The organism is Streptomyces sp. NPDC001530 (assembly GCF_042894545.1).
Classification (GTDB): Bacteria; Actinomycetota; Actinomycetes; order Streptomycetales; family Streptomycetaceae; genus Streptomyces.
This window is the reverse complement of the sequence record NZ_JBIAVS010000008.1, coordinates 279,289-305,541: the sequence shown is the minus strand read 5'-3', so window position 1 is coordinate 305,541 and position 26,253 is coordinate 279,289. Positions and strand designations below refer to the sequence as shown.

22 protein-coding genes are annotated in these 26,253 nt (G+C 72.5%); 10 read left to right on the top strand and 12 right to left on the bottom strand.

The genetic code is table 11. The features are described from left to right. Positions 1 to 246: 246 nt before the first annotated feature. From ACFY0T_RS18600 to ACFY0T_RS18580, 5 genes are all read right to left on the bottom strand, one after another. Complete coding sequence (locus ACFY0T_RS18600; RefSeq protein ID WP_388871165.1) at positions 247 to 1,062, bottom strand: BTAD domain-containing putative transcriptional regulator; 816 nt, start codon at positions 1,060 to 1,062, stop codon at positions 247 to 249. Positions 1,063 to 1,452: 390 nt separating this feature from the next. Continuing rightward, positions 1,453 to 2,667: an alpha/beta hydrolase family protein gene (locus ACFY0T_RS18595; RefSeq protein WP_388871162.1), complete on the bottom strand. Its 1,215-nt coding sequence runs from the start codon at positions 2,665 to 2,667 to the stop codon at positions 1,453 to 1,455. Then, positions 2,664 to 3,350, bottom strand: coding sequence for a TetR/AcrR family transcriptional regulator (locus tag ACFY0T_RS18590; protein ID WP_388871159.1), 687 nt, complete (start codon positions 3,348 to 3,350; stop codon positions 2,664 to 2,666). The genes ACFY0T_RS18595 and ACFY0T_RS18590 overlap by 4 nt, the downstream gene beginning before the upstream one ends. 5 nt (positions 3,351 to 3,355) lie before the next feature. Then, positions 3,356 to 4,963, bottom strand: coding sequence for a DHA2 family efflux MFS transporter permease subunit (locus tag ACFY0T_RS18585; protein WP_388871155.1), 1,608 nt, complete (start codon positions 4,961 to 4,963; stop codon positions 3,356 to 3,358). A 355-nt stretch (positions 4,964 to 5,318) separates the two neighbouring features. Beyond that, complete coding sequence (locus ACFY0T_RS18580) at positions 5,319 to 6,002, bottom strand: 4'-phosphopantetheinyl transferase family protein (protein WP_388871153.1); 684 nt, start codon at positions 6,000 to 6,002, stop codon at positions 5,319 to 5,321. A gap of 370 nt (positions 6,003 to 6,372) precedes the next feature. Here ACFY0T_RS18580 and ACFY0T_RS18575 point away from each other — a divergent pair, with 370 nt between their 5' ends. From ACFY0T_RS18575 to ACFY0T_RS18535, 9 genes are read left to right on the top strand one after another with little or no spacing between them, the layout of a single operon-like run. Further along, a complete protein-coding gene (locus ACFY0T_RS18575; protein ID WP_388871151.1) occupies positions 6,373 to 8,193 on the top strand; it encodes a fatty acyl-AMP ligase in 1,821 nt (606 codons plus the stop codon). 35 nt (positions 8,194 to 8,228) lie between these two features. After that, positions 8,229 to 8,564, top strand: a complete 336-nt coding sequence (locus tag ACFY0T_RS18570; RefSeq protein ID WP_388871148.1) for an acyl carrier protein — start codon at positions 8,229 to 8,231, stop codon at positions 8,562 to 8,564. Continuing rightward, positions 8,561 to 11,617, top strand: coding sequence for a type I polyketide synthase (locus ACFY0T_RS18565; protein ID WP_388871146.1), 3,057 nt, complete (start codon positions 8,561 to 8,563; stop codon positions 11,615 to 11,617). The genes ACFY0T_RS18570 and ACFY0T_RS18565 overlap by 4 nt, the downstream gene beginning before the upstream one ends. Then, entirely contained in the window at positions 11,617 to 12,639 is a 1,023-nt protein-coding gene (locus ACFY0T_RS18560) for a 3-oxoacyl-ACP synthase III family protein (protein ID WP_388871143.1), read from the top strand. The genes ACFY0T_RS18565 and ACFY0T_RS18560 overlap by 1 nt, the downstream gene beginning before the upstream one ends. Continuing rightward, positions 12,636 to 14,570, top strand: coding sequence for an HAD-IIIC family phosphatase (locus ACFY0T_RS18555; RefSeq protein WP_388871140.1), 1,935 nt, complete (start codon positions 12,636 to 12,638; stop codon positions 14,568 to 14,570). The genes ACFY0T_RS18560 and ACFY0T_RS18555 overlap by 4 nt, the downstream gene beginning before the upstream one ends. After that, positions 14,567 to 14,806 (top strand): phosphopantetheine-binding protein, encoded by a 240-nt coding sequence (locus ACFY0T_RS18550; protein ID WP_388871138.1) that lies wholly within the window; start codon positions 14,567 to 14,569, stop codon positions 14,804 to 14,806. Before ACFY0T_RS18555 ends, ACFY0T_RS18550 begins: the two co-directional genes overlap by 4 nt. Further along, entirely contained in the window at positions 14,803 to 15,054 is a 252-nt protein-coding gene (locus ACFY0T_RS18545; RefSeq protein WP_388871135.1) for a hypothetical protein, read from the top strand. The genes ACFY0T_RS18550 and ACFY0T_RS18545 overlap by 4 nt, the downstream gene beginning before the upstream one ends. Next, positions 15,051 to 16,160 carry an alpha/beta fold hydrolase gene (locus ACFY0T_RS18540; protein WP_388871132.1) on the top strand — a complete coding sequence of 370 codons (1,110 nt, stop codon included), beginning with the start codon at positions 15,051 to 15,053 and terminating at the stop codon, positions 16,158 to 16,160. Before ACFY0T_RS18545 ends, ACFY0T_RS18540 begins: the two co-directional genes overlap by 4 nt. After that, complete coding sequence (locus ACFY0T_RS18535; RefSeq protein ID WP_388871129.1) at positions 16,157 to 16,963, top strand: thioesterase II family protein; 807 nt, start codon at positions 16,157 to 16,159, stop codon at positions 16,961 to 16,963. Before ACFY0T_RS18540 ends, ACFY0T_RS18535 begins: the two co-directional genes overlap by 4 nt. Here ACFY0T_RS18535 and ACFY0T_RS18530 read toward each other — a convergent pair. From ACFY0T_RS18530 to ACFY0T_RS18510, 5 genes are read right to left on the bottom strand one after another with little or no spacing between them, the layout of a single operon-like run. Next, positions 16,902 to 17,780, bottom strand: a complete 879-nt coding sequence (locus tag ACFY0T_RS18530; RefSeq protein ID WP_388871126.1) for an MBL fold metallo-hydrolase — start codon at positions 17,778 to 17,780, stop codon at positions 16,902 to 16,904. The two genes, ACFY0T_RS18535 and ACFY0T_RS18530, sit on opposite strands and share 62 nt — an antisense overlap. Positions 17,781 to 17,815: 35 nt before the next feature. Continuing rightward, on the bottom strand, positions 17,816 to 19,888 hold the full coding sequence (locus tag ACFY0T_RS18525) for an AMP-binding protein (protein ID WP_388871123.1): 2,073 nt from the start codon (positions 19,886 to 19,888) through the stop codon (positions 17,816 to 17,818). Continuing rightward, complete coding sequence (locus ACFY0T_RS18520) at positions 19,885 to 21,060, bottom strand: thiolase family protein (protein WP_388871121.1); 1,176 nt, start codon at positions 21,058 to 21,060, stop codon at positions 19,885 to 19,887. The genes ACFY0T_RS18525 and ACFY0T_RS18520 overlap by 4 nt, the downstream gene beginning before the upstream one ends. 6 nt (positions 21,061 to 21,066) lie before the next feature. Then, on the bottom strand, positions 21,067 to 22,479 hold the full coding sequence (locus ACFY0T_RS18515) for an MFS transporter (protein WP_388871118.1): 1,413 nt from the start codon (positions 22,477 to 22,479) through the stop codon (positions 21,067 to 21,069). Further along, complete coding sequence (locus ACFY0T_RS18510; RefSeq protein ID WP_388871116.1) at positions 22,476 to 23,678, bottom strand: alpha/beta fold hydrolase; 1,203 nt, start codon at positions 23,676 to 23,678, stop codon at positions 22,476 to 22,478. The genes ACFY0T_RS18515 and ACFY0T_RS18510 overlap by 4 nt, the downstream gene beginning before the upstream one ends. A gap of 109 nt (positions 23,679 to 23,787) precedes the next feature. Here ACFY0T_RS18510 and ACFY0T_RS18505 point away from each other — a divergent pair, with 109 nt between their 5' ends. Beyond that, positions 23,788 to 24,405 carry a TetR/AcrR family transcriptional regulator gene (locus ACFY0T_RS18505; protein ID WP_388871114.1) on the top strand — a complete coding sequence of 206 codons (618 nt, stop codon included), beginning with the start codon at positions 23,788 to 23,790 and terminating at the stop codon, positions 24,403 to 24,405. A 78-nt stretch (positions 24,406 to 24,483) separates the two neighbouring features. On the opposite strand, the gene ACFY0T_RS18500 is transcribed toward ACFY0T_RS18505, so the two are convergent. Continuing rightward, positions 24,484 to 25,332: a DUF2690 domain-containing protein gene (locus ACFY0T_RS18500; RefSeq protein ID WP_388871111.1), complete on the bottom strand. Its 849-nt coding sequence runs from the start codon at positions 25,330 to 25,332 to the stop codon at positions 24,484 to 24,486. Further along, on the bottom strand, positions 25,329 to 26,183 hold the full coding sequence (locus tag ACFY0T_RS18495; RefSeq protein WP_388871108.1) for a peptidoglycan-binding protein: 855 nt from the start codon (positions 26,181 to 26,183) through the stop codon (positions 25,329 to 25,331). Before ACFY0T_RS18495 ends, ACFY0T_RS18500 begins: the two co-directional genes overlap by 4 nt. Positions 26,184 to 26,253: the final 70 nt, after the last annotated feature.

Here is a 26,253-nt window from a genome sequence, read left to right as displayed (position 1 = left end):
GCCGTGCGCCGGAGGTGATCAAGGGCGAGAGCGGGGCAACGGCGGGACATGGAGTGGGTTCGACGGTCTTCCGATACCAGCACCAGGGCCACGGTCACGGCACCGTGGCCGGTGCCCGCTCGTGCACGGCCGAGCACGGCATCTCAGCTCCCCCCGCCTGGTGCGGGGGTCAACTGCACGCTACCCGTGGGCAGTTAAGTGACCGCAAATGCCGTATAAAGCGCGCACGGGCGCGCGGTCCCGCGGTCAGCGGATGGCGGGGATGACGCCGGCAGCCTCCAAGCATGCCGGATCCGCCCGGAGTATGGCCTCGTGAGCCAGGCGCAGGGTCGGCCCCGGCTCGACGCCGAGCTCCTCTCTGATCACCCGGCGGGCGTTGCGGTAGGTCCCCAGCGCGTCCCCCTGACGGCCCGCCCGGTACAGGGCCACCATCAACTGGCGGTAGAAGGGCTCCCGCAGCGGATGCTGGACGAGGAGGCCCTTCAGGTCCTCGATCACCTCGTGATGGCGGCCGAGCGCCAGCGTGGAGTCGATGCTCAGCTCGGTGCAATTCAGCCGTTTTTCCTCGTGCACGGCCGCGAACGATTCGATGTCCAGCGACCCTTGAATTCCCTCCAGAATAGGCCCCCGCCACAGCGACAACCCCTTGCGGAGAAGTTCGGAGGCATGGAGAAAATCGGCCGCGCCGTATCGTTCTCGGCCACGGGTGTAGAGCACTTCGAAGTCTTGGAAATCTGTTGTGGCGCCGCTCACATCGAGGATGTATCCCGGCGATGTCGTGGCGATCGGAGACGTTCCTCTGGGTCCGTTCAGGATTTTCCGCAACTGCGAGACGTACACGCGCAGACTCGCGAAGGCGCAGCGCGGCGGACCCTGCTCCCAGAGTTCCGCCACAAGCTTCTCCCCCGGTACGGTCTCGCCCGCCCTGATCAGCAGCAGGGCGAGCAGTTTGGTGAGCTTGGGCTGCTCGGGCGTCAGGTCGACTCCGCCGCGGGTCACCCGCAGCCGCCCCAGCAGCTCGTAGCGGAGCGCATGGTCGGCCTGTAAATAGGACAGGGACACGACAACCCCCCGAATGCGCGAAACGCATTCAACTAAAATTCCGGTTCCCCCGTCCGACCCCAGGTATGGGGCGCCATATGGACAGCAGTTTACTGCTATGCCGTGCAGCTTATGCGAGGTCGTTGCACGTTGCCAGTCCGTCCCGTTACACAGCCATTAAGGAGAATGAACATCCGAAGGCCCGGATACGGACGGCCGGAGAAACATCTACCGCCGCGTACCGGGCCGCCGAATGATATTCAGCCAAGAGCCCGGCCCGCCGGTGAGCGGGCCGGGCTGTCCGGGCCGAGAGCATGCCGCGTCTGCGCCGCCAGTGGGGCGGCCGCCGGTCAGACCGGCGGACCGGCCGGCGGCCCCCGGTCAGGCCGCCGCCAGCCGGTCCGCCCCCGGTCAGGCCGCCGCCGGCCGGTCCGCCCCGAGTGTCTCCAGCAGCCACGAGAAGAGCCGGTCGTGGAACAGCCGCATCGCGCCCGAGTGGCAGTGCGCCCCACCGCCCTCGTCGGCCGTGAACACATGTAACGTCTTGGGCGAGTTGAGCCCCGTGTACACCTTCTTCGCGTGCTCCAGACCGGCGAAGAACAAGTCCTCCTCCGCGTCGAGGACGAGCACGGGGCTGCGTACCTGGCCGATCACCTCCGCCAGACCGAACGCGGGCAGCCTGCGCAGCAGTTGGGACGGGGTGTCGGCCCCGAAGGTCCACAGCGTCTGCCGCAGCAGCCAGCGGGTGAACGTCTGCTGGGCGGCGATCCCCCACATCACCGGGTCGGCGAAGTCGTCGCATCCCTGCTCGACCCAGTCCAGCACGAACGGCGGCAACCCCACGATGTCGCCCAGCTGCCAGACCGCGTCATGGGCGACGCAGCCGGCCAGCCGGTGCTCGAACGCCGCTGCCCGCACCGCGAGCAGACCGCCGAGACTGGTGCCCATCAGCGTCAGACGGTCGGGGTCCACGCCGGGCAGGGACAGCGCGTGGTCCACGACCGGCGTGACCACCTTCTCCCAGTCGGGGCGGAAGACCAGCCCCTGCTCGCGCAGGACCGAGCCCTGTCCGGGCCCCTCGAAGCACAGACAGTGGTAGCCGTGGGCGAGGGCCGCCGCCGCCACGAAGAAGTAGCCCTCCTCGACGGTGGAGTCGAGGCCGCCGTGGTGGATGATGGTCGGCCTGGGCTCGTCCGAGTCGTCCGCCCGGTAGAAGTAGGCAGGCAGCGAGGTGTCCTCGTAGGGGATGCGGACGAACTCCGGTGGCCGGTCCAAGAGTTCGGCCGCGTCGGCGAAAGTCTCCCGGGACAGCCGCATCAGTCGCAGGGCCTCCGGGTCCCGTTGTTGTTCGCGCTGGAAGAACTCGGCGGTCCGGTAGTAGTTGTGCGCCCGCAGCAGGGCGGAGCGGGCGTCGACGGTGCGGCCCTCGTCGCGGGCTGCGGTGCCCAGCCGGTGGACGCGTTCGGCGAGAGTGGCCCACGCGCGCCGCCAGGCTTCGGTGTCGCCGTCGGGGATGTGTGCGGCGACCGCGACGACCTCGCCGAGCTGCGCACCGCCGTAATCGGCGTAACCGGCGGTGCGCAGCGCCTGGTAGTCGAAGGCGGGGTCGTCGAAGAGGAACTTCATGGCAGCGGCTCCTGTGGTGGTGGGAGGTGCTCCGGTGCCGCGCCGGGGAGTGTCCCGGCGCGGGTGGTGCGGGTTCCGTTCAGGAACGTGTCGACGATCAACTCGGCGAACGCCACGGATTCCACGGGGCGTTGACGAAGAATCAGCCGGGCGGCCATCGGCCCGGTGAGCAGTTCGACCGCGTCGTCCAGGTCGAGGTCGGCGCGCAGCTCACCGCTCGCGACGCCGTCCCGCAGCGCCCGCAGCATGGCTTCGCGCCGTGCGGCGACGACGGTGTCCTCGAACCGCTCCACCAGCTGCGGGCGGCGCACCGCCTCCCCGAGCAGGCTGCCGATCAGCCGGTGCAGGTTGGTGTCCTGGCCGCGGTGGCGCAGTTGGTCCACGAGAGCCACCAGCTGGTCCCGCAGGCCGAGTCCGTCCAACGGCGGCACGGGGAGGTCGAGGGTGCTCAGCGCGGCGAGCACCAGCTCCTCCTTGTTGCGCCAGCGGCGGTAGATGGTCGCCCGGGCGACGCCGGCACGCTGGGCGACCAGGTCCATGGACAGGTCGCCGAAGCTGCGTCCCTCGCTGAGCAGGCCGAGCGTGCTGTCCAGGATCGCCCGGTCGGCGGCGGGGTCGCGCTGGCGGCCGCCCCGGGGAGTGTGTCCCGGGACGGCCGCCGGACGGTCGACGTGTGGCGGCATACGGTTCAGACCTCCGTGGTGTGGACCTCTTTGTTGGCGGTCGGCTCTTCGACGCCGGGTGTCTCGACGGCCGTACGGGAAGGCAGGAGCACCAGGCAGACGAGGGCGCCGAGGAACGTAACGCCGGCGGCGACGAGGGCCGTGAGGTGCATGGCAGACACGAACGCGTCGACGGCGCGGGCCGCGAGCGCGGAGCCGGGCGCCCCCAGCTTCTCCGCGACGCTGAGGGTGGCGGCGACGGACTCCTGCGCCGTGTCGCGGACCGGGGCGGGCAGCGGCGTCAGGTGCTCCTCGATCCGGGAGCGGTAGGCAACGGAGAGCACCGAGCCGAGGACCGCGACGCCGAGGGCGCCGCCCACCTGCCGGAAGGTGGTGTTGACCGCCGCCCCGGTGCCGGCGCGGTCCTGGGCTACGGCGGACATCGCGGCGGATGTCGCGGGGGGCATGACGCAGGCGATGCCGATGCCCATGACGAAGAGGACGGACTCGATGACCCAGACCTCGGTGTGTTCGTCGATGGTGGCCACGGCGAGGAACGCGAGCGAGGTGAGCAGCATGCCGCCGGCGCACACCGGCCGCACTCCTATGCGCTTCGCGGCGAGCGTGGCCGGCGGCGAGAACGCCACCTGGGCCACGGCCAGGGGCAGCAGCAGGCAGCCGGCCTCCAGCGGGGTCCAACCCCGCACGCTCTGCAGGTAGAAGACCAGGAAGAAGGTGGCACCGAGCAGGGCGAAGAAGACCAGGCCGATCACCGTCACGGCGGCGGAGAAGCGGCGGTTCAGGAAGAGGGCGAGGTCCAGCGCGGGGCGCGCGCTGCGGCGCTCCCAGAGGGTGAAGAGGGCCAGGACGGCGAGGCCGCCGAGCATCGGTCCCCAGACCGTGGCGTCCGCCCAGTCGTCCGACTCGCCGCCCTTGATCACTCCGTACACGAGGACGGTCAGGCCCGCGATGGAGAGGGCGACGCCGAGCGGGTCGAAGCCGGTGCGCTCGGGGTCGCGGGACTCGGGCACGACGAACAGGGCGGCGACGGCGCCGATCACGACGATGGGCAGGTTGATCAGGAACACCGAGCCCCACCAGAACCGTTCGAGCAAGGCACCGCCGGTGATGGGCCCCAGCGCGACCGCAAGTCCGGCGGCGCCCGCCCAGACGCCGATGGCCTTGGCGCGTTCGGCGGGCGGGAAGACGGCCATGATGATCGCGAGGGTGGCGGGCAGGACGAGGGCGCCGCCGACACCCAACCCGGCCCGGGCGACGATCAGTTCATCGGCGCTGTGGGCGTAGGCGGACCACAGGGAACAGCCGCCGAAGACGACGAGTCCGGCCAGCAGTGTGCGTTTGCGGCCGCAGCGGTCGGCGAGGACGCCGGTGGTGAAGAGCAGGGCGGCGAAGACGAGGGTGTAGGAGTCGATCGACCACTGCAGCTCGCTCTGCGTGGCCCCGAGGCCGACGGGTGCCGGCTCGGCGAGTGTCTTCAGGGCCACGTTCAGGATCGACGTGTCCAGGACGACGAGGAGGAGGCTCACCAGCAGGACCGCGAGGACGCGCCACCGGTGCGGGTGCGCGGTCTGCGGGGTGTGCTCGGCGAGCTTGAGGCGGGGCTGAGATGTCACGGATTCCGCTCCTCGGAAGGAAGAGGGGGTGCGTGAGCCGAGTGCCGTTCTACTGCCGTGTCCTGTTGACGCTAGACCCGGCGGTCAATCGAGTCAACGGTGTATCGAAACATCGTTGACTCGATTGCCCGCTCCCCGCTGGGCGCACTTCACGAGTCGCCAGAGGCCCTCCGGTCCCGGCACACTGCGGGCAACGGCCGTGCGAGCCCGGCGCATTGGCGAGCTTCCGTCGCTCCGGGTCCGGCGCGCCGCCGGACAACCGCCGTGCGGACCGGGCGCCCTGACAGCCAGCCACCGTCCTTACGATCCCGGACCGTTGCCGAGAGACCGTCCTGCGGTGAGGCGCGCTGTCGGCCTACCCGCCCTCCGGGCCCAGCGCGCTGGCGACCACAAAGCGGCCCGCGACCTGTTCGCAGCGCAGGTGCCAGCCTCGTGCCGTTCGGTCCAACCGCCAGCCGCCGTCCCGCGGTTCGGGCCGGGGACGCAGGCGGGAGAAGTCGTGCGCCAGGCCTACGCCGAGTGCCTTCGTGTAGGCCTCCTTCAGCGTCCACAGGCGTACCAGCCTCAGGTTCCGCTCGGCCTGCGGCAGCCCGCACAGTTCCGCCAGTTCTTCCGGGTGGCAGAACTTCTCGGCGAGTCCGGGTGCCAGCAGGGGGCGGTCCGACGCCTCGACGTCCACTCCGATCCGGCGGCCGCGGGCGACCCCGACCACCAGCATCCCGGCCGTGTGGCTGATGCCCACGTCCAGTCCGGCGGGCCGGTGCAGGACCGGCCGCCCGTGGCCGTCGCGGCCCACGACCACCCGGCCCGGTACGGTGCCCGCCACGACGGCCACCGCTTGGCGCAGCAGCAGTCGGGAGCCCAACAGCCTTGCCCGTACGAGGGGTTCGCGTGCCGTGCGGTAGCGGGGCCAGTCCGGGCCGAGCACCTCACGCACGGCCGACACCGTCTCCCCTCCCCCTCCCCAGTCGTCCAGCCGGCCGTGGCAGACCGCGTAGCCGTGCCGCAGCACGGCCTCATGGACCGCGCGCCAGCCCACCGCGGGCAAAGGGCCAACAGGGAGCGGTCTCCCGTCCGGTAGGGAACCCCCGGGAAGCGGCCCCCCAGCAGGCAAGAACCCCCCGGGGACCGAATCCCCCTCGAATGCCGCGCCCGAATCCACCATCACGGCCTCCTTCGTCGCTTCGGCAGACACTGCGTGCCAGCACTGACTGTGCCACTCCGTGCACCCACCGTTGTATCCGCTCGGGCGATGACCGTCCGGAGAACCCCGAACCCGTGACGTGCGCACCAATTTTCGCTTTACGTCTCCTTTTCACGGCACCTCAAGGCTGAGGACACCGGGTGGCACTCGGTGCCTCCCGAAGGTTCCATGCCGCGCCGGTCACCGACCGCGGAAAGGACAGCCCGTGCCGCCCCAGCCTGATCCCCGAACATTGACGGACGCCGTACGAGCCGGCGTGGACCGCCATCCCGACCGTGCCGCCTTCGTGTACCTGCACGAGGACGGCCTTGGGATGCGGCCCGAGGAGCTCAGTTACGCGGAATTGGACCGGCGGGCCCGCGTCGTGGCCGCCCAGCTGCGCCATGCGTCCAAGGGCGACCCTTCTCGCCCGGTCCTGCTGCTCTACCCGCCGACCCTGGACTTCGTCACGGCCTTCCTGGGCTGCTTCTACGCGGGCCGTACGGCCATTCCGGCCCCGCTGCCCGACGAGCCCGGCGAACGGCTGGCCCGGGTCAGCGGCATCCTGCGGGACGCCCAGGTGGGAGCGGTCCTGACCCTCCCTCAGTACCGGCAGGCCATCGGCGCCTGGCTGGTCGCCTCGGGGGACCAGGACGTGGCGTGCCTGTCGACCGGGGCGGACGAGGACGACGGGGCCGGTGCCGACCTGTGGACCCCGCCCCGGGTGCGCGGCACCGACGTGGCCTTCCTCCAGTACAGCTCCGGCTCCACCAGCGAGCCCAAGGGCGTGATGGTCACGCACGCCAACCTCGCCGCCAACCAGGAGGCCATCCGTTCCGCCATGAAGACGCCGGAGGGTGTCGTGGCGGGCAGCTGGCTGCCGCTCTACCACGACATGGGGCTCATCGGCATGACGCTGCAGCCGCTGTGGGTGGGCGGCACCAGTGTGCAGATGTCACCGATCGCGTTCATCAAACAGCCGGGCCGCTGGCTGCGCATGATCCACGACTACCGGGTGGAGGGCACCGCCTCGCCCAACTTCGGCTATGAGCTGTGCGTCCGGCGCGTCTCCGAGGAGCAGTCGGCGGGGCTGGACCTGTCCAGCCTGCGGGTGGCGCTGAATGGGGCCGAGCCGGTGCGCGCCGACACCCTGCGCGCCTTCGTCCGCCGCTTCGCCGGCAACGGACTGCGCCCCGAGGCCGTGCTGCCCTGCTACGGCCTGGCCGAGAACACGCTGCTGGTCTCCAGCGGCGACACCGAGTCGCCGCACCTGGAACTCACCGTCGACGCCCAGACCCTGGAACAGGACGAGCTGCGGCCCGCCCGCACCGGCCGCCCGAGCCGCACCCTGGTCGGCTGCGGCCGCCCGAAGGACACCGAGGTCCTGATCGTGGACCCGATGACCCAGCGAGTGCTGCCCGGCGGGCAGGTCGGCGAGATCTGGCTGCGCGGACCGTCGGTGGCCGCCGGCTACTACAACCGGCGTGAGCTCACCGCCGAGACGTTCCAGGCAGTGACGGCGGACGGCCGGGCCGGATACTTCCGCACCGGCGATCTCGGGGCGCTGCTCGACGAGGAGCTCTATGTCACCGGGCGGATCAAAGAGATGCTCATCCAGCACGGCCGCAACCTCTACCCGCAGGACATCGAGCAGGCCGTCCAGGAGTCCGGGGACGCGTTCCGGCGCGGCGGCGGCGCGGTGTTCAGCGTCACCGACGAGGCGAACGACCGCGCCCACGTGGTCGTGGTGCAGGAGCTCAGGGCCCGGGCGACCAGCGACGAGGAGGCCCTGGCCCGCCTCGCCGCCTCCGTGCAGGCGCTGCTCAGCCGTCAGTTCCAACTGCCCGCAGTGAGCGTGGTGCTGGTACGGCCCGGGGCGATCCGCAAGACCACCAGCGGCAAGACGCAGCGCACGCTCATGCGGCGGCACTTCCTCGACGGCGGCCTGCCCGTGCTGCACCAGCGCCTGCAACCCGCGGTCGCCGCCCTGCTTCCCGCAACGGCCGCGACACCCGAGCAAACCGCCGCCCTGTCGCCCCGCCGCTGAGATCCGAGTCCGAGATCCCGAGAGAGAAGTACGCCATGAGCATCGCTCCCGAAACGCGTACCGCGCCGGCCCCCCAACCCCTGGACCGTCCCTTGCCGCACGGGAAGGCTCCCGACCTCGACCTGTGGCTGACCGAACGGGTGGCCTTCCACCTGCACAAGACGCCCGACGAGATCGACCCCGACACCCCGCTCGCCGACTACGGCATCGACTCGGTCGCGGCGATCAGCATCTGCGGCGAGATCGAGGAGCGCTACCGGCTCGCGGTCGCCCCCACCATCGCCTACGACTTCCCGACCGTGAACGCGCTCACCGGTCACCTCGCCGAACGCCTGGCCGACCAGGCGAAGCACGACAGGGACCCCTCATGACCGAGCGTGAACCCATCGCGGTCGTCGGCCTCGACTGCCGCTTCCCCGGCGCCCGCGACGCCCAGGAGTACTGGTCGCTTCTCATGGACGGACGCGACGGCACGGACCGCGTGCCCGAACAGCGCTGGGACGCCGACCGCTACCACGCCGAAGTGCCGGCCTCCCCGGCAAGCGCCCACGAGGCCCGGCCGCCGGGCCGCAGCAACACGGTGCGCGGCGGCTTCATCGCCGACCCCGACGCTTTCGATCCCGGCTTCTTCGGGATCGCCCCGCGCGAGGCCGCCGCCATGGACCCACAGCAACGGCTGCTGCTGCAGTGCTCGTGGCGGGCCATCGAGGACGCCGCGCTCGCCCCGCAGGACCTGGCCGGTACCGAGACCGGCGTGTTCGTCGGCGTGATGGCCAACGAGTGGGCGTACCTGCAACTCGCCGACTACGACCGGATCACCGCCCGCTACGGCTCCGGCAACGGTTACTTCATGGGCGCGAACCGTGTCTCGTACCACCTCGACCTCAAGGGCCCCAGCCTGGCGGTGGACACTGCCTGCTCCTCCTCGCTCGTCGCCGTCCACCTGGCGGTGAACGCGCTGCGCGCAGGAGAGTGCGACCACGCCCTCGCGGCCGGCACCAACCTGATCATGACGCCGGTCATCAACATCTTCTACGCGCAGGCAGGTCTCTCGGCGCCGGACGGCCGCTGCAAGCCGTTCAGCGCCTCGGCCGACGGGATCGGACGGGCCGAGGGCGTGGCGGTACTGGTGCTGCGCAGGCTGAGCGACGCTCTGGCGGACCGTCAGCCGGTGTACGCCGTGCTGAAGGAGACCGGGATCAACCAGGACGGGCGCAGCAACGGCATCACGGCGCCCAACCGCTGGGCGCAGCAGCAGCTGATCGAGTCCGTGTGGCGGCGGGCCGGCGTCACCGCCGACGACATCAACTTCGTGGAGGCACACGGCACCGGGACGCTGCTCGGCGACTTCATCGAGGCTCAGGCGCTGGGCGAGCTGACCTGTGGCCGCAGCGGCGGCAGCGTCGCGCTGGGCTCGGTCAAGAGCAACTTCGGGCACGCGGAGGGCGCGGCCGGGATCGCCGGGCTCATCAAGGCCGTCCTCGCTCTGCACCATCGCACGGTGCCGCCGAGCCGGTTCGCCGACGACGAGAACCCGAAGCTGGACCTGCCCGGGCGTCGGCTGTCTCTGCTGAGGTCGCCGCTCAAGCTGCCGTCCGGCACCGTGCACGCCGCGGTGAGCAGTTTCGGCATGGGCGGCAGCAACGCGCACGCGGTGCTGGCCTCCGCGCCCCGCGTGGTCCACCGCAGCCGGCACACGGCACCGGGCGTCTTCACCGTCTCCGCCCGCACCCCGGAGCGGCTGCGCGCGAATCTGCTGGCGCAGGCCGACGCCCTGGCCCGGCGTCCCGAGAACCAGCTGGCGCAGCTGTGCTGGACCAGCAACCGCGTCAAGTCCCGGCTGCCGCACCGGGCGGCCGTGGCCGCGGCCGATCTGCCCACGCTGGTCGCCGGGTTACGCACGGCCGCGGAGCACGCCGAGGAGAGCGCGCGGGTGGACGGCGGGCGGCGCGGGGTGCCGTCCGTGGCGTTCGCCTTCACGGGGCAGGGCGCACAGCACCCCCGTATGACCGCGTCCTGGTACCGGTCGTGCCCCGCCTACGCACGCCACCTGGACGAGATCGACAAGCTGCTCGCCCCGCACACCGGGGTGTCCGTGCGCGACCTGATCCTCGACGGCGACGCGGAGGCCCACCGCGCGCGGCTGGCCCAGCCCGCGCTGTTCGCCGTCGGGTACGCGATGGCCGCCACCCTGACCGACGCCGGGATCAGGCCGTCGTACGTGATCGGTCACAGCATCGGCGAGTTCGCCGCCGCATGCGCGGCCGGGGCCCTGGACGTGGCGGACGCGGCGCGGCTGGTCGCCCGGCGCGGGGCGCTGATGGAGAAGCTGCCCGAGGACGGCGGGATGCTCTCGGTGAGCCTGGGCGCCACGGAGGTGGAACCGCTGCTGGTGGGGCGGGAGCGGCTTGGCGTGGCCGCGGTCAACGGCCCGCGCAGCACGGTGATCGCCGGGGATCTCGGCGAACTGGCCGCGGTGGAGAAGGAGTTGGCCGAGCGCAGGGTGTCCGTCCGGCGGCTCACCGTCTCCCATGCCTTCCACTCGCCGCTGATGCGGCCCGTGGTCGAGGAGTTCCGCCGGGAGTGTGCGGACGTGTCCGACCGGCGGCCGGTCCTCCCGGTCTTCTCGACGGTGTACGGCCGTGAGATGAGCGGCGAGGAGACCATGGACGCCGGCTACTGGGCGCGCCAGATCACCGAACCGGTCCGGTTCGCCGAGGCCGCGGGCGCGCTCCTCGCCGGCGGCGTCACCCACGTGGTGGAGATCGGCCCGCGCGCGGTGCTCACCCCGCTGCTGTCGCAACTGCGGGCGGACGGGGACCACTCCGTGAGCCTGCACAGCGCGCACCCCGGAGGGCACGCTCCCGGCCACCGCCCCCAGCAGCTGTTCGGGGAGCTGTGGTGCGCCGGTCTCACGCCGGACTGGGAGCTGCTGTACGACGAGGCGGACCGGGTGCCGCGTCGGCTGCCGCCCCATCTGTTCGACGCCTCGTTCCGGTCCTGGCGCTCCGGCGCCCCCGCGAGGCTTCCTGAACCGTCCGCGCCGTCCGTCCCCCCGGGCGCGGACACCACCGCGGTACCGAGTGGCGCGGACCGCGGGGAAGCGTGCCCGCCGGCCCCGGCGGGGAACCGGCCCGACTCCCTCCCCGCCCTGACACGCCGTCTGGTGTGCCGGGTCGGCGGGCACGATCCCCAGCACGTGCACGACCACCACCGGCTCCACGAGGACCTGGGCTTCGACTCGATCCAGGTCATGGAGCTCAAGACCCGGATCGAGGACGCGCTGCCGCAGCTCGGGTCGCTGCCGATCGAGGAACTGCTCGCCAGCCTGCGCACCGTGGCCGACCTCGTCGGGTACCTGCGCGGCCAACTCGCCGACGGCTCCGCCACCCCCGTACCCGTGCCTTCGGAAGGAACCCGCTGATGGCCCCTCCCACCGCGTACCTGGCCTCGGTCGGCACCTGCCTGCCCGGGGACCCGGTGGACAACGCGACCCTGGCCAAAATCGTCGGCGTCGACGAGACATGGGCCGAGATGTTCATCGGCAACACCAGCCGGTACTTCGCCGTCGACCTGGCGACCGGCCAGGTACGGCACAGCCTGGCCGACATCGCGACGACCGCCGCCGACCGGGCGCTGGCGGAGGCGGGCCTGGAGGCGGGCGACATCGACTGCGTCGTCATGGGTACCGCCACCCCGGACCATCTGATGCCCGCCACGGTGAACCTGGTCGCGGACCGGCTCGGCGTCGACAACGTCCCCACCTACCAGCTCCAGTCCGGCTGCGCCGGTGCCGTACAGGCCCTGGACGTGGCCCGCACCCTGCTGCTGGCCGGGCGCTGCACCACGGTGCTGGTGATCGGCGGCGACGTGTGCGCCAAGCATCTGGAGACCGACTTCGACCCGGGCAGCCGTACCTCCGCCGAACTGGTCAACTACGTGCTCTTCGGCGACGGGGCCGGCGCGGCCGTGCTCAGCACCGAGGCCATGGGCCAGGGCATCGAGATCCGACAGGTGCTCAACCGGCTGGTGGGCCTGGGCCGGGAACCCGGCCAGGTCATCGACTGGTTCGGACTCGGCGACCGGCACAGCGACCGCACGGCGGTCTTCGAGGACTACAAGGCGATCGAGGAGGCGGTGCCGGTCATGGCCGGGCAGATGTTCTGGGAGCTCTTGGACGACCTCGGCTGGGGCGCCGACACAGTGAACTTCCTGCTGCCCCCGCAGCTCTCCGGCCGGATGAGCGACCGCATCTCCGCGGGCATGCCCGCACCGGACGCCCACCGCATCAACGTGGTGCGCACCGTGGGCAACAACGGCAACGCCCTGCCGTTCCTCCAGCTCGCCGAGCTGCTGCGGCAGTGGGACGGCCCCGGGCGAGCGGTCGCGGTCGCCATCGAGTCCAGCAAGTGGATCAAGTCGGGTATCGCCCTGGAGCGTTCATGACCGAGACCGAGAACCGCACCTTCGGCGCGTCCGGCACCTGGCACGACCCCCAGGCTCTCGGCACCCTGCGCGCCCTGCACCGGGCGGGCACGCTCGCCACGGAGTACGGACGGGTACGGGCCCTGCTGGCACGCATGCCCGCGACCGACCTGCCGGCCGCGGGCCACTTGCTGGCTCGGCTCGACCCGAAGGAGGTGTGCCGCCACGCCGACGTGCCGGTGGTCACGGTCGCCGTCACGGGCCACTCCACGGTGGCCCCGCTGGTGGCCCCCCTCACCGCCGAACTGGCCCGGCACGGGATGCTGTTGGAGGCGAAGGTCGCACCGTACGGTTCTTATCTGCAGGACCTGATGCGGCCCGCGACGGCCGGCGAGGAGCAGCCGCAGCTCACGCTGTGTCTGCTCGACGCGCACACGGTCTTCGACGACGTCACCGTGCCCTGGCGGGTCGAGGACGTCGAGGCCGCGGCACGGGCCCGGCTTGCGCTCGTCGCCGGCGCCGTGCGCACCCACCAAGAGGCCGGGCGTGGCCTGCTCGTCCTCAACACCGTCCCGCTGCACCGCCGTCACACCCACCAGCTGGTCGACCTGCGCTCCCGCGCCCGGCTCGGCGCGGTGTGGCGAGACTTCAACCGCGGGCTGCTGTCCCTCGCCGAGCAGCACCCCGGGGTGGTCACCGTGGACCTCGATCCGCTGGTGGCCGAGGGCGTTCCCGCGTGCGATCCACGCACCGCGCAGTACGCCCGCGCCCGGCTGTCCGACGCGCTGCTCGCCGCCTACGCCCGGGAGGCCTCCCACGTCGTCCGCGCGCGCCTGGGCCGCACGCGCAAGTGTCTGGTGCTGGACCTGGACGGCACGCTGTGGGGAGGGGTGCTCGGCGAGGACGGGCCCGGCGGCGTCGAACTCGGCTCCGGGCTGCGGGGCGAGGCCTTCCAGGAGTTCCAGCGGGTGCTCGGGCAACTCGGCGCGCAGGGCGTGCTGCTGGCGGTGAGCAGCAAGAACGACACCGACGCGGTGCGCGAGACGCTGCGCACCCATCCGGCCATGGTGCTGCGCGAGGACGACTTCGTCCGCGTCAACGCCAACTGGAAGGCGAAGCACGACAATCTCCGCGACATCGCCGACCGGCTCGGGCTCGGCCTGGACAGCTTCGTCTTCGTCGACGACAGCCTCTTCGAGTGCGGGCTGGTCGCCGAGCAGCTGCCCGAGGTCGCCGTCGTCCGGGTCGACGAGGAGCCCGCCCTGCACCCCTCGGCGCTGCTGGCCGACGGCTGGTTCGACCTGTTCGAGCTCACCGAGGCCGACCTGGAACGGGCCGGCCGCTACCGCACCGAGGCCCTGCGGCAGGAATTCCGCGAGGACTTCGGCTCCTACCAGGACTATCTCGAAGGACTCGGGCTGGAGGTCGTCCTGCGGCCGCCCAGGGAGCCGGAGATCGCCCGGGTCTCCCAGCTGACGCTGCGCACCAACCAGTTCCACCTGGCCACCGAACGCCTGCAGGTCCCGCAGGTGTCGGCGCGGATGGAGCGCCCGGGGCTGCACGTGATCGCGGTGCGGGCGCGCGACCGGTTCGGCGACCATGGCCTGGTCGGCGCCCTGTTCCTGCGGCGCGACGGAGAGGTGCTGCGCATCGACAACTTCGTCCTCAGCTGCCGGGTGTTCTCCCGGGGCATCGAGAGCGCCTGCGTGGCGGCGGTGCTGGAGTTCGCCCGGGACACCGGCGCGGCCGCCGTGACGGGCCGCTATCGGCCCACGCCCCGCAACTCCGCGTTCGGCTCCTTCTACGCCGAGCACGGCTTCGCCGTCACCGGCACCGATCCGGACCACCCCGACGCCGTCGTCTTCCGGCACGACCTCGGCGACATCACCCCCGCCCCCGCCCATCTGCGGCTGCAGGCCGCGTTCGGGCCGTTCGACGGAGACTCCGCATGACCACTGCCCTCGCCGACACCGAAGAGTTCCGCACCCTCCTGGAGCAGGAACTCGGCCTGCAGGTCCGGGCCGAGGACCTCGACCGCCCCCTGGACGACTTCCCCGACTGGGACTCCGTGCTGCTGCTGCGGCTGGTGACCGTCGTGGAGAACCTCGTCGGCCGGCCCATCCCGGTGGTCGACCTGCTGGAGACGAGGACGTTCCGGCAGATGTACGAGGTGGTGGTGGGCCGGTGACCACGCCCCAGGTCGATCCCGCACGCGTATCCGCCGAACCCGAGGCCTGCCTGCACTTCCATGCCCTGTTCCTCGACACCCAGTTGGACCTCGTCCTGTCCCCCGGCTTCGGCAGGCGGATGCGGGCCGGCCTCGCCCGCCTCGTCACCGGCGGTGGGGACGGGCCGAGGACCGGCGGCACGTCCTGTGTCCCGGCGCGTGTCCCGGAAGAGGCACGTGTCCCCGAAGAGAAAGGAACGGCCCGATGATCCCCGTAGCCGAGTTGCGGAGGTTCGCCCTTCCCCAGGCGTACGCCCAGGGCATCCCCGGGGATGTCGTCCACCGGGTGATGCGGAACCTCAGTGAGGCCGCCAAGGACGAAGGCCCCGGCGTCTGGACCCACGAGTGGTCCTCGCTCGCGAAGGCGGCCGAGGCACGCGGCCGCGATCTGGACGCGGTCCGCTACTACACGATGGCCCGCTTCCCGTACGTCGACGGGCCGGACCGGCAGGCGGCACAGAGCGCCGGTGTGGAGGCCTTCGACCGCTGGCGCAAACGCGTCCGTGGCATCTCCCGGCTCGATCTGCCCTTCGACGGGGCGGGCTTCGCCTGCTGGGCCTCCGGGCTGTCCCAGCGCAGCAGGCTCCCGCTCATCCTCGTCCTGGGCGGCGTCACCAGTACGAAGGAGCAGTGGGCCCCGGTGCTCGCCGGAGCCGACCGGCTCGGCGCGACCGTCGTGGTCACGGAACTGCCCGGCGTCGGCGAGAACACCCTCACCTACGGAACGGACAGCACGCGCATGCTCATGTATCTCGTCGACCTGCTCGGCCGTGCCGCCGACGCCTCCCGTACCTGTGTCGTGGGCCTGAGCTTCGGCGGGCATCTCGCCCTGCGGCACGCGCTGGAGGACGACCGCGTCCGGGGACTGGCGACCGCCGGGGCCCCGGTGCGCGACTTCTTCACCCGCGCCGCGCACCGCACGCCGCTGCCCCGCCTGATGACGCTGACCCTGTCCCACGTGATGCGGACGCCGGTGGACCGGCTCCCGGCCGCCCTCGCCGACTGGGGCCTGGACGAGGAGCAGCTCACCCGGCTGCGCACCCCGGTCGCGTACGCGGCGAGCCGCGACGACGAGGTCGCGCCGCCGTCCGACGTCCGGTTGCTGGAGCGGACCGTGCCGCACCTGCGCCTGGTCGAGAACGACGCCCTCGGCGGCCGGCCCGACCAGGCGGCCGAGACCCGGCTGTGGCTGCTGTCGCAGGCGCTGCGCATGGCCGGCACGGCAAGCGGCGTACGCCGGGCCGCCTCGGCCCGGGCCCGGGTCCTGCGCGCACGCCGCCGCCTCGCCCGTACGTCCGCCGGAGCCCCTGCATGACCACCACGGCTCCGGCGTCCTGCCTCGGCCGGGCGCCCCGCGAGGACGCCCGGCTCAGGCTGTTCTGCTTCCACCACGCGGGCGGCGGCGCCTCGTTCTTCAGCTCGTGGCCCGGGCGCCTGCCGTTCGACGTCGACGTCCTGCCGGTGCAGTTGCCGGGCCGCGAGGCACGCTACCGCGAGCCCCGCTTCCAGGACGCGGGCGAGGTCGTCGAGGCCCTCGGGCGTGATCTCGCGCCACTGCTGGACGAGGGGCCCTGGGCCGCCTACGGCCACAGCATGGGCGCGATGGTGGCCTTCGCGCTGACGGCGGCCCGGCTGCACGAGGGCGGCCGCCCTCCCGAGGCCCTCTTCCTCGGGGCGTACGCGGCGCCACACGTATCGCCGACGCTGCCGCCGCCCGACCGGTACGACGACCACGAACTGGCCCGTCTGCTGGTGGACTTCGGCGGTCTGAGTCCGCAGTTCCTCGGACGGGACGACTGGCTGCGGGTGCTGCTGCCCATCCTCCGCGACGACCTGCGGATCTGCGCGACCCACCACCGGGCGGGGCTGCCGGACCCGGACGACGAACGGGCCCGGCTGGCGGTCCGCGTCGAGGTCTTCGCCGGCGTCGACGACCCGCTCGTCCCCCCGGACGCGGTGCGGGCCTGGGGACGGTACGTGCACAGCTTCCGCATGACGACCGTCCCCGGTGGTCACTTCTTTCCGCGCCAGGCGCCCGACACGTTCTTCGACCGGCTCAACCCTTCGCTGGCCCGGCTTCTCGCGGAGCTGGGCGCACCACCCGCGGCACCCGGCTGATCCGCCGCCGGATCTCGTCGGCGTTCTTCTCGTACAGCCTGCGCTGCTCCTGGACGCCCGGCATGACCCACAGCGGGCGTGACGAGGCGTCGGCGAAGCGGAGTCCCCGGGTGTCGGGCCGCAGTCCGGTCAGGGTGAGCGCGAAGGGCTCCAGGTAGTCGATGCCGGCGTCCGACGTGAGCCGGAACGGCCGGTCGTGGCCCGGGTAGACCACGTCGGACACGGTCAGGACCCGCTCGATGCTGCGGGCGGCCTGGTCGGCGTCCCAGAAGACCAGGGGGTTGCGTTTGGTGCGGGCGACGTACGCGAAGTGCAGGGCGTCGCCGGTGATGGTGGCGCGCCCCAGCTCGGTCTGCACGACCACTCCGATGCTGCCGGGCGAGTGGCCGGGCAGGCCGATGACGTCCACCCCCGGGATGATCTCCTCCCCGTCCGTGACCTCGCGGACGGGGAGTTGTTCGAGGAGCAGCCCCGTCCAGGCGGGCGTGGCCCAGTCGTTGGCGTGCGGGGTGTGCGCGTACCGGCGCTCGTCGGGGTGGAGGAGGAGGGTGGCCTGCGGGAACAGGTCGATGTTCTGGACGTGGTCCCAGTGGGCGTGGGTGAGGACGACGGTGTCGATGTCCTCGGCGTCGAGGCCGTGTGCGGCGAGCGCGTTCCACAGGAAGGGACGGCGGCCGACGTGGGCGGCGTCGACGAGGATGTTGCGGTCCCGTCCGGAGGCGTCCGGGCCGCGGACCAGGAACACCCCGCAGAAGGCGGGATAGCCCTGGTCCGTGTCGATGGCGAAGCCGGGCAGGAGGATGTCGATCGTCGGCATGGAACTCCCTTGGTCCGTGGGCGGGTTGCCCGCTTTCACTGGTCCTGCAGGGCGGTACGGATCGCGTCGAGGCCGGACGGGTTGACGAGTGTGGACAGGTCGCCGGGCGCCTCGCCGGTGACGAGGCTGCGGATGAGCCGCCGCATCACCTTGCCGTTGCGGGTCCTGGGCAGCTCCGGTACGGCGACCACCCGGCTGGGCCTGAACGCGGGGCCGAGCGCGTCGGCCACCCGCCCGCGGATCCGCTCGGCCTCCGGTGCGCCGAGGGGCCACCCGGCCGCCGGGACCGCGAAGCACCACAGGGCCTCGCCCTTGACGGGGTGCGGTATCCCGACCGCGGCCGCCTCGGCGACGGCCGGGTCGCCGACGACGGCGTCCTCGACCTCGGCGGGCCCGAGGCGTTTGCCAGCCAGCTTGATGATGTCGTCGAGGCGGCCGTGGACGAACCACTCGTCGCCGGTCCGGGAGACGAGGTCGCCGTGGGACCAGCGGCCGGGCCTGCGGCCGAAGTAGGTGTGGGCGAAGCGTTCCCGCGCCCGCCACAGTCCCCGGGTCATGCCGGGCCAGGAGTGCCGTACGACGAGTTCGCCGACGTGTCCTTCGGGCGTCTCGGTGCCCTGGTCGTCCTCGATCGCCGCGTCGATGCCCAGGCAGGGTGCCGCGAAACTGCACGGCGACTGGGGCAGGGTGGGCGCGGAGGCGAGCAGGGATCCGCCGACCTCGGTGCCGCCGCAGATGTTGATCACCGGGCAGCGTTTGCCGCCGAAGTCGGCGAAGTACCAGCGCCACGCCTCCTCGGTCCACGGCTCGCCGGTGGAGCCGAGGACTCGCAACCGGGACGGCGCGGTCGGGTGCTTCGGGTCGCGGCCCATCAGCATGCGGGACAGGCTGGGCGAGCTGCCGAAGACGGTGACCCCGTGGTCGTCGAGCAGCCGCCACAGGCGGGTGACGTCCGGGTGGTCGATCGCGCCCTCGTACGCCAGGACGCAGGCGCCTGCGAGGGTGGCGCCCAGGGCGACGAGCGGGAACATGATCCAGCCGGGGTCGGTGACCCAGAAAGCCACGTCGTCCGGCCGCAGGTCGAGGTTGTACCGGGTCTCGCTGCCGACCTGGACCGGAAAGCCGCCGTGGGTGTGGATCGCGCCCTTGGGGCGCCCGGTGGTGCCCGAGGTGTGCAGCAGGAGGAAGGGGGCGCCGGCGGGGAGCGAGACGGTCGCGGCGGGCTCGGCGCCGGCGAGCCGGTGCCAGGTCGTCGTCGCCGGCCCCGGCGAGGCGGTCGGCTCGTCCTGCGACACGTCGCCTGCCCAGGAGGGCCTTGACGCGCGGGGCGTTGCGCCCGCCCCTACGGGTGCGGACGGCACGTCCCGGCCGCTCGGCCCGGAGTCCCGGACGCTCGGCCCGGAGGAGTCCCGCGACGCTGCCGACTCCTCGAGAACGACGACGAGATGACCTACGCAGGTGGCCTTCTCCAGTGCCGTACGGGCCACCGTCTCCATGTCGTGCCGGCGGCCGTGCCGGGTGGTGGCCGCCGCGGTGACCAGGACCCTCGCCCCGGCGTCGACGAGCCGTACCGCGATCGCCTCGGCGCCGAAGCCGGAGAACAGCGGCACCAGGACGGCGCCGATGCGCGCGCAGGCGAAGAGCAGGACGAAGCCTTCGGGACCGGACGGCAGATACCCGGCCACCCGGTCGCCCTCCACAACCCCGAGGGCGCGCAGTCCGCCCGCCACCCGGGCGCTGCGGGCGGCGACCTCGTCGTACGTGAGGATCCCCTTCGTGCCGTCCTCCCGCTCCCAGCGCAGTGCGGGAGCCTGCCCGCGGCCCTGCCGTAGATGGCGGTGGAGACAGGAGTCCACGAGGTTGGTGCGTCCGCCCGGGAACCAGCGGGTGAAGGCGATGCCTCCGGTGTCGTCGCACACGCGCGTCGGCGGCGTGTGCCAGACGATGCCGATGTCCGCCGCGGCCCGCTCCCAGAACCACTGGGGGTCGGTGGCGGACCTGGCCTGCAGTTCGCGGTAGCCGCCGTCGATGCCGTACCTGCGGCAGAAGGCCGCGATGTTGCCGTGTTCGGTGAACTCCGGCGTGGGGTGCCAGACGTACGCGCTCATCGGGTCCCGTCCGGGTTCTCGATCAGTGCGGCGATGCCCTGGCCGCCGCCGATGCACAGGGCGATCACGGCCAACCGGCCGCCGGTTCGGCGTAGTTCGTGAGCCGCCTTGAGCAACAGGACGGTTCCCGTGGCGCCGATGGGATGGCCAAGGGCGATCGCCCCGCCGTTCGGGTTGACGCGGTCCGGATCGAGTTTGAGTCCGTCCATGACGGCCAGGACCTGGGCCGCGAACGCCTCGTTGAGTTCGATCACGTCGATCGCGTCCAGGGTGAGGCCGTTGCGACGCAGCAGGCTGCGGATCGCCTCGGCCGGGGCGACGCCCATGATCTCCGGCTCCAGCGCGGTGACGACCGCGTCGCGCAGCCGGCACAGCGGTGCGGCGTCGGGGGTGAGATCGGCCGAGCGCATCAGCAGCACGGCGGCGGCGCCGTCGTTGATGCCGGCGGAGTTCCCGGCGGTGATCGTGCCGTTCTGCGAGAACACGGGAGCCAGGCCGGCGAGCTTGTCCACCGTCGTGCCGGGCCGGGGATGTTCGTCCGCCTCGACGACGCCGCCCGGGGTGGCCACAGCCACGATCTGCGCGTCGAAACGTCCCTCGGCGACGGCGACGGCGGCCCGGCGCTGGCTCTCGGCGGCCCACCGGTCCTGCCGCTGCCGAGAGACGCGGTACCGGTCCGCCACCACCTCGCCGGTCATGCCCATCGGGTAGCGTCCGAAGGGGTCGGTGACCAGGGAGACGGTGCCGTCGAGGGTCGGCTCTCCCGGTACCTCGTCGGGGGCCCGTTCGCTGTAGTCGAGCAGTGGCTGACGGGTCATCGACTCGTTGCCGCCCGCCACGACGACGTCGACCTCGCCGAGGGTGAGGCTCTGCGCTGCCGACCAGACGGCCTGCAGGCCGGACCCGCACAGCCTGTTGACGTTGTACGCGGGGGTCGTCACGGGCAGCCCGGCGGCCAGGGACGCACGCCGGGCGTTGAACGCGTCGGGGCCCACCTGGCCCACGCAGCCCAGGACGACCTCGCTCACGGCGCCGAGGTCCAGCCCGCCGCGGACGACCGCTTCGCGGATCACGAGGGCGCCCAGCCGGTGCGCGGGAGCCGAGCTCAGTGCCCCCTTGTACCGGCCGATCGGGGTACGCGCCCCGTGGACGACGGCGATGTCTACGGGCATCGGGGGTCACTCCTTCGCTGAGGGCTCCGCGTCCGCGCTGGACGCACTGGACGCACTGGACGCGCTGGACGCACTGGACGTCGCCGGCTGTGCGACGGGCAGGGTGAGGGCGTCCCGGTCGGGTCGGATCAGGAGCGCCGAGACCACGGCACCGGCGATCAGCAGGCAGGCGGCCAGGTCGAAGGCCCGGCCGTAGCCGGCGGCTTCGGTGGGCGCCGCGTCGATGATGCGCCCGGTGACATAGGGGGCGAGCAGGCTGGAGAGGGCGGCGAGGGCGTACGAAAGGCCCAGGGCGGCGCTGCGCCGGCCGGCCGGGCAGATGTCCGCGATCGCCGCGTTGGTCAGCGGGGTCTGTCCGTTGCCCGCGGAGAACGCCAGGACCAGCAGCGGCAGCAGGAGGGGGGCGGGACCGGCCCGGGTCGCGAGCAACAGACACACGCCGGCGAGAAGCGGCAGCAGCGCGCCGACCAGTCCCTGCGCGACCCGGGCAGTCACCCCTCTCCGCAGCAGCCGGTGCGCGACGGCTCCGGCGGTGAGGACCAGGACGGCCATGGACAGGGCGGGCAGCCCGACGATCCCGCTGATCTCCGCGTCGCTGAAGCCCGCCTGCTCCTCCAGGAAGAGCGGCAGCCAGGCGAACCCCAGGGCGAGCGTCCACATGACCGCGAAGGTGGAGAAGGTGGCCCCGAGCCAGGTGCCCGTCGTGACGACGCGCCGGAAGGGGACCGCGGGGCGCTCCCGGTCGGCAGAGACCGTCGGGACGTCCTCCGCCGACACTTCGTCGTCTGCCGCTCCGGGGCCCAGGTGTGCGGCGTACGGCCCGCCGCCGCCGATCCGCAGCCAGACCAGGGTCCACACCACCCCGAGGGCCCCGAGCAGGCCGAACGCGGCCCGCCAGCCGAGGGTGTTGCTGACCAGGACGACCAGCGGGGCGGCCAGGACGGTGCCGCCCGCGCCGCCCGCGACCACGACGGCCGAGGGCAGAGCGCGCCGCTTCTCCGGAAACCAGGTGAACGCCGTGTAGTTGGCCAGCGGGAAGCCCGGCCCCTCACCCGCACCGAGCACGACCCGGGTGGCGACGAGCGCTCCGAATCCTGTGGCGGGCAGGAGGATCGGCAGTTGCGCCGCCGCCCAGACCAGGGCGAGCACGGCGAGCAGGGGCCGGGGGCGGATGCGGTCGCCCAGGAAGCCGACCGAGACCGCCGAGAGGCTGAACAGGAGGTAGAAGCTGCTGGCGATGGTGCCGAACTCGGTGGCGGAGAGCCCGAGGTCGTCCTTGATGGGGCCCGCGGTCAGGCCGAGTACGGCCTTGTCGGCGGCGTTGACGACGATGAAGAGTGCCAGCACGGCCAGGACGGTGCGGGCCCGGCGGCGGGTGCCGTCCGCCGTGGCCGGCCGGGTGTCCGCCCCGACCGTCATGCGCGGACCAGACGTTCGTCGAGCCAGTCGAAGACCCGCTGGTGGAAGCGGAGTGCCGCGCCCTCCTGGCAGTGTTCGCCGGCCCCTTCGGCGGCGGTGAACACCATCAGCTCCTTCGCACAGCGCAGCGCCTGGTGCACTCGCTGGGCCTCGCCGTGGAAGACCAGGTCGTTCTCCGCGTCGAGGACGAGCGTGGGACAGGTGATGTGAACGGCCGCGGTGTCGAGGTTGTACGGCGCACAGGCGCGCAGCGCCTCGGGGGGCGTCTTGGCCCCGAAGACCCACATGCCGTGCCGCAGGAACCAGCGCACCTGGGTGCTCTGGGCCATGCTGACGGCCAGGGCGGGCCCGGCCACGTCGTCCCGACCGTCCGTCACCCACTCGCCCAGGTAGGGCGGAATGCCGCGGAGGGGGACCTCGTAGAAGTCGTAGATCCCGTTGTGCAGGACGCACGCGGCGAAGCGGTCCTCGAAGGCCACGGCGCGGGCGGCCAGCAGTCCGCCGAAGCTGGTGCCGAACAGCACGAGCCTCTCAGGGTCCACCTCCGGGCGGGTCAGGGCGTGGTCCACCACGGGCGTGACCACGTGCTCCCAGTCCGGCCGGAAGACCAGTCCCTGCTCCCGCCGGACGGACTGCTGGCCGGGTCCTTCGAAGGCAAGGACGTGGTAGCCGCGGCGCAGCGCCCCGCCGGCCACCATGAAGTACAGCTCCTCCAGGGTGGAGTCGTAGCCGCCGTGGTGGATCACGGTGGGCCGGCGGCGGCCCGTGTCGTCCGCGAGGAACAGGTATCCCGGGAGGGTGGTGTCCTCGTAGGGGATCCGCAGGGGCACGACCGGTGCCTCTAACAGCTCCGCCGCCTGCGCGAAGGTCTGCCGCGAGCACCGGGCGAGGCAGGCCGACTCGGGGTCGCAGTCCCGGTCCTCGACGCGGAAGAAGTCGGCGGTGCGGTAGTAGTTCGAGGCCCGGAGGAGGGACTCGCGGGCGCTGACCCGGTGGCCGGCGGCGAGTGCCTCGGCACCGACGTGGTGGAGGCGTTCGCCGACGGCGGTCCACTCCCGGCACCAGGCCTCCTCGTCGCCGTCGGGGATGTTGCGGCAGACGGCCAGGACCTCGCCGAGATCGGCGCCCGCGTAGGCGGCGTGCCCGGCCGTGCGCAGCGCCTGGAAGGAGAACGCCGCGTCGTCGAAGAGGAATTTCATCGGGACCCCCTTTCCCGAGACAGAACGGAACAGGGCCGTTCCGTCTCGCCGGAACGTACACCCGGCCCAAACGGAACGCAACCGTTCCGTTCGGTGTTAATCTCCCGCAGTGGAATCGACCAGCCGTAACGACGTCGACCGCAGGCCCACGGGCTCCGCGGTCCTGCGGGAGTCCGTGACCGAGACGATCAGGCGGGCGATGTTCGAGGAGCTGGCCGAGACCGGGTTCGCCCGGATGTCGATGGAGGCCGTGACACGCCGGGCCCGCGTCGGCAAGGCGGCCCTCTACCGCCGCTGGCCCTCCAAGGAGGCGATGGTCGTGGAGCTGGTCTCCGAGGCCGCCGCCGAACACCTCCCCGCGACGGCCGACTCCGGGTCACTGCACGACGACGTCGAACGGTTCGTCCGGGACACCATGGCCGACCTCCGCCATCCGCTCGTCGGCCGGATCATCCCCGACCTGGTGGCCGAGTCGGCCCGCAACCCCTCGCTGAGCGCGGCGCTCCACGAGGCGGTCCTCGCCCCCCGGCGCGCCGCGGTGGCGACGCTGCTGCACCAGGCGATCGACCGCGGCGAGCTGCCGGCCGACATCGACATGGGCCTGGCCGTCGACCTGTTCGGCGCCCCGCTGTACTTCAGGATGCTCGCGGTCGGCGGGCCCACCGACGACACCTACGTCGCCCGCCTCACCCGCGCCGTCCTCGCGGCACTCGCCGCCAGCCGCTGAGCGACGGCCCCAGCCAGGCCCTGTCGTCAGACTCCCGTCGTCCAACCCGCTATGCAGGCGAAGACTTCACGACAAGACCTACGGCGCGACGCACTCGCGCGCGTCGCCGGACGCGGGCATGAGGCAGGCGCGCAGCGCCGAGGGCTGCCGCGCCGGGACCATCTGCGTGAAGAGGTAGCCCTCGGCGTCGAACTTGTCGGCGACGGCGGCCTGTTGGGGCGGGCTTCCGGGTGCGGTGATCTCGACGCGGTCGCCGACCCGGGTCTGCCAGATCCGCGCCCAGGCCGCATCGCATCGCGCGCTGAACCTGATCTCGAGCCCGGCTCCCGTGCGGGTGCGCCGGCCGGCCAGCGTGCGCGCGTCCCGCCCGCAGGCCATGCTCTGCGGATCCCCGCCCCCACAGGCCTGTCCACGACAGCCCGGGGACGGAACCGACACCGTCGTGGCCTCACCGGGTGACACCTCCCCGCCCTGCGGCCGGACCGTACCCACCGCCACCCCCACCGCGAGGGCGACGGCAATCCCGACCACGAGGGCCGTCACACGCCGCGCCGACCGGCCGGCCTTGGGGGATTCCGGGGATTCCGGGGATTCCGCCGGCGCCTCCTCCCGCTGCCCGGCATCCGCCGGTTCGGTCCGCTCCCGGTCCGCGTCGGTCGCCGACGCGTCAGCGGAACTCCCCTCCCCCGTACGTCCGCTCCACTCCGCGTCGGCCAGTTCCCACAGGGCGACCGGCCGCTGCGAGGTCTCGCCCGCGAGCCGGCACAGCGCCTCGACCGCCTGCCGGGGCACCGGGGCGCTGCCGTTCAGGTACCGCCACCAGGAGGACTTGCTGTACGGCGTGCGGTGGGCAAGTCCGGCCAGGCTGAGGCCGGTGCGCTGCCGCAGCGCCCGCAGTTCGGCCGCCAGCCGAGCTCGCGCCGTCATCGGCGCAGCGCCCGCCAGGTGTGCGGACCGACCTTGCCGTCGACGACCAGGTCGTGCTTCTCCTGGAACCGCTGCACGGCCCGTTCGGTGCGCTCGCCGAAGATCCCGTCGACGGGGCCCGGCGAGAACCCGTGGTGGCGCAGCAGGCACTGGGCCTCGACCACGTCCCAGCTCGTCGACCCGTTCTGGAGTACGGCGACGCGGGTGTCGCTGTGTCCGGCGCGCATCAGCCCGTGCTCGCGCCGCACCTCGCAGCCGTACGTCCGTCCGGGCTGGTACGTGTAGGCGCTGGTGTCCGCCCGCACGGCGGACTGCCCGGTGGGCGGCGCACCGCCGGGCCCGTCCCCGCCGGGCGCGGCGACCACCAGGCCGACGACCAGCGCCGTGAGTGCCGCCGCGCCGACGGCAGCGGCCCACTGGATGCGCCGGGAGTTCCGCCTCGGTCCCGTGGGCGAACCGGGTGCGGAGTCGTCGCGATCGGCGTGTGCGCCGTCGTCGCTGTCACCGCCACCGTCGTCATCGCCGTCGCCGTCGTCCGTGTCGGCGGAGGTCACGTGCTCTGTCGCCGCCCGATCCTGGTCCGTCTGCCCCCATGTGGCCTCCGCGAGCTCGTGGAGGACCAGCAGACGTGTGGCATCGCCCCCGCTCAGGCGGGCGAGTTCCGCGACCGCGCGGCGGGGTGGCAGTGCCCTGCCGTTCAGGTAACGCGCCCAGGAGGAGCGGCTGTACGCCGTCCTGGCCGCCAACGCGGTCGTGCTCAGCCCGCTCCGGTCCTTCAGGAGCCGCATCTGTACCACGAGTTGCCGAGCGCGACCGTCGAGTGATCCGGGCAGCTTCTTCCAGCGCGACATGATCCACCTCGTTCGCGCCTGATTCTCTACCGGGGAGTACACATCCCGGCGGAGCTCATCATGGCGCGCG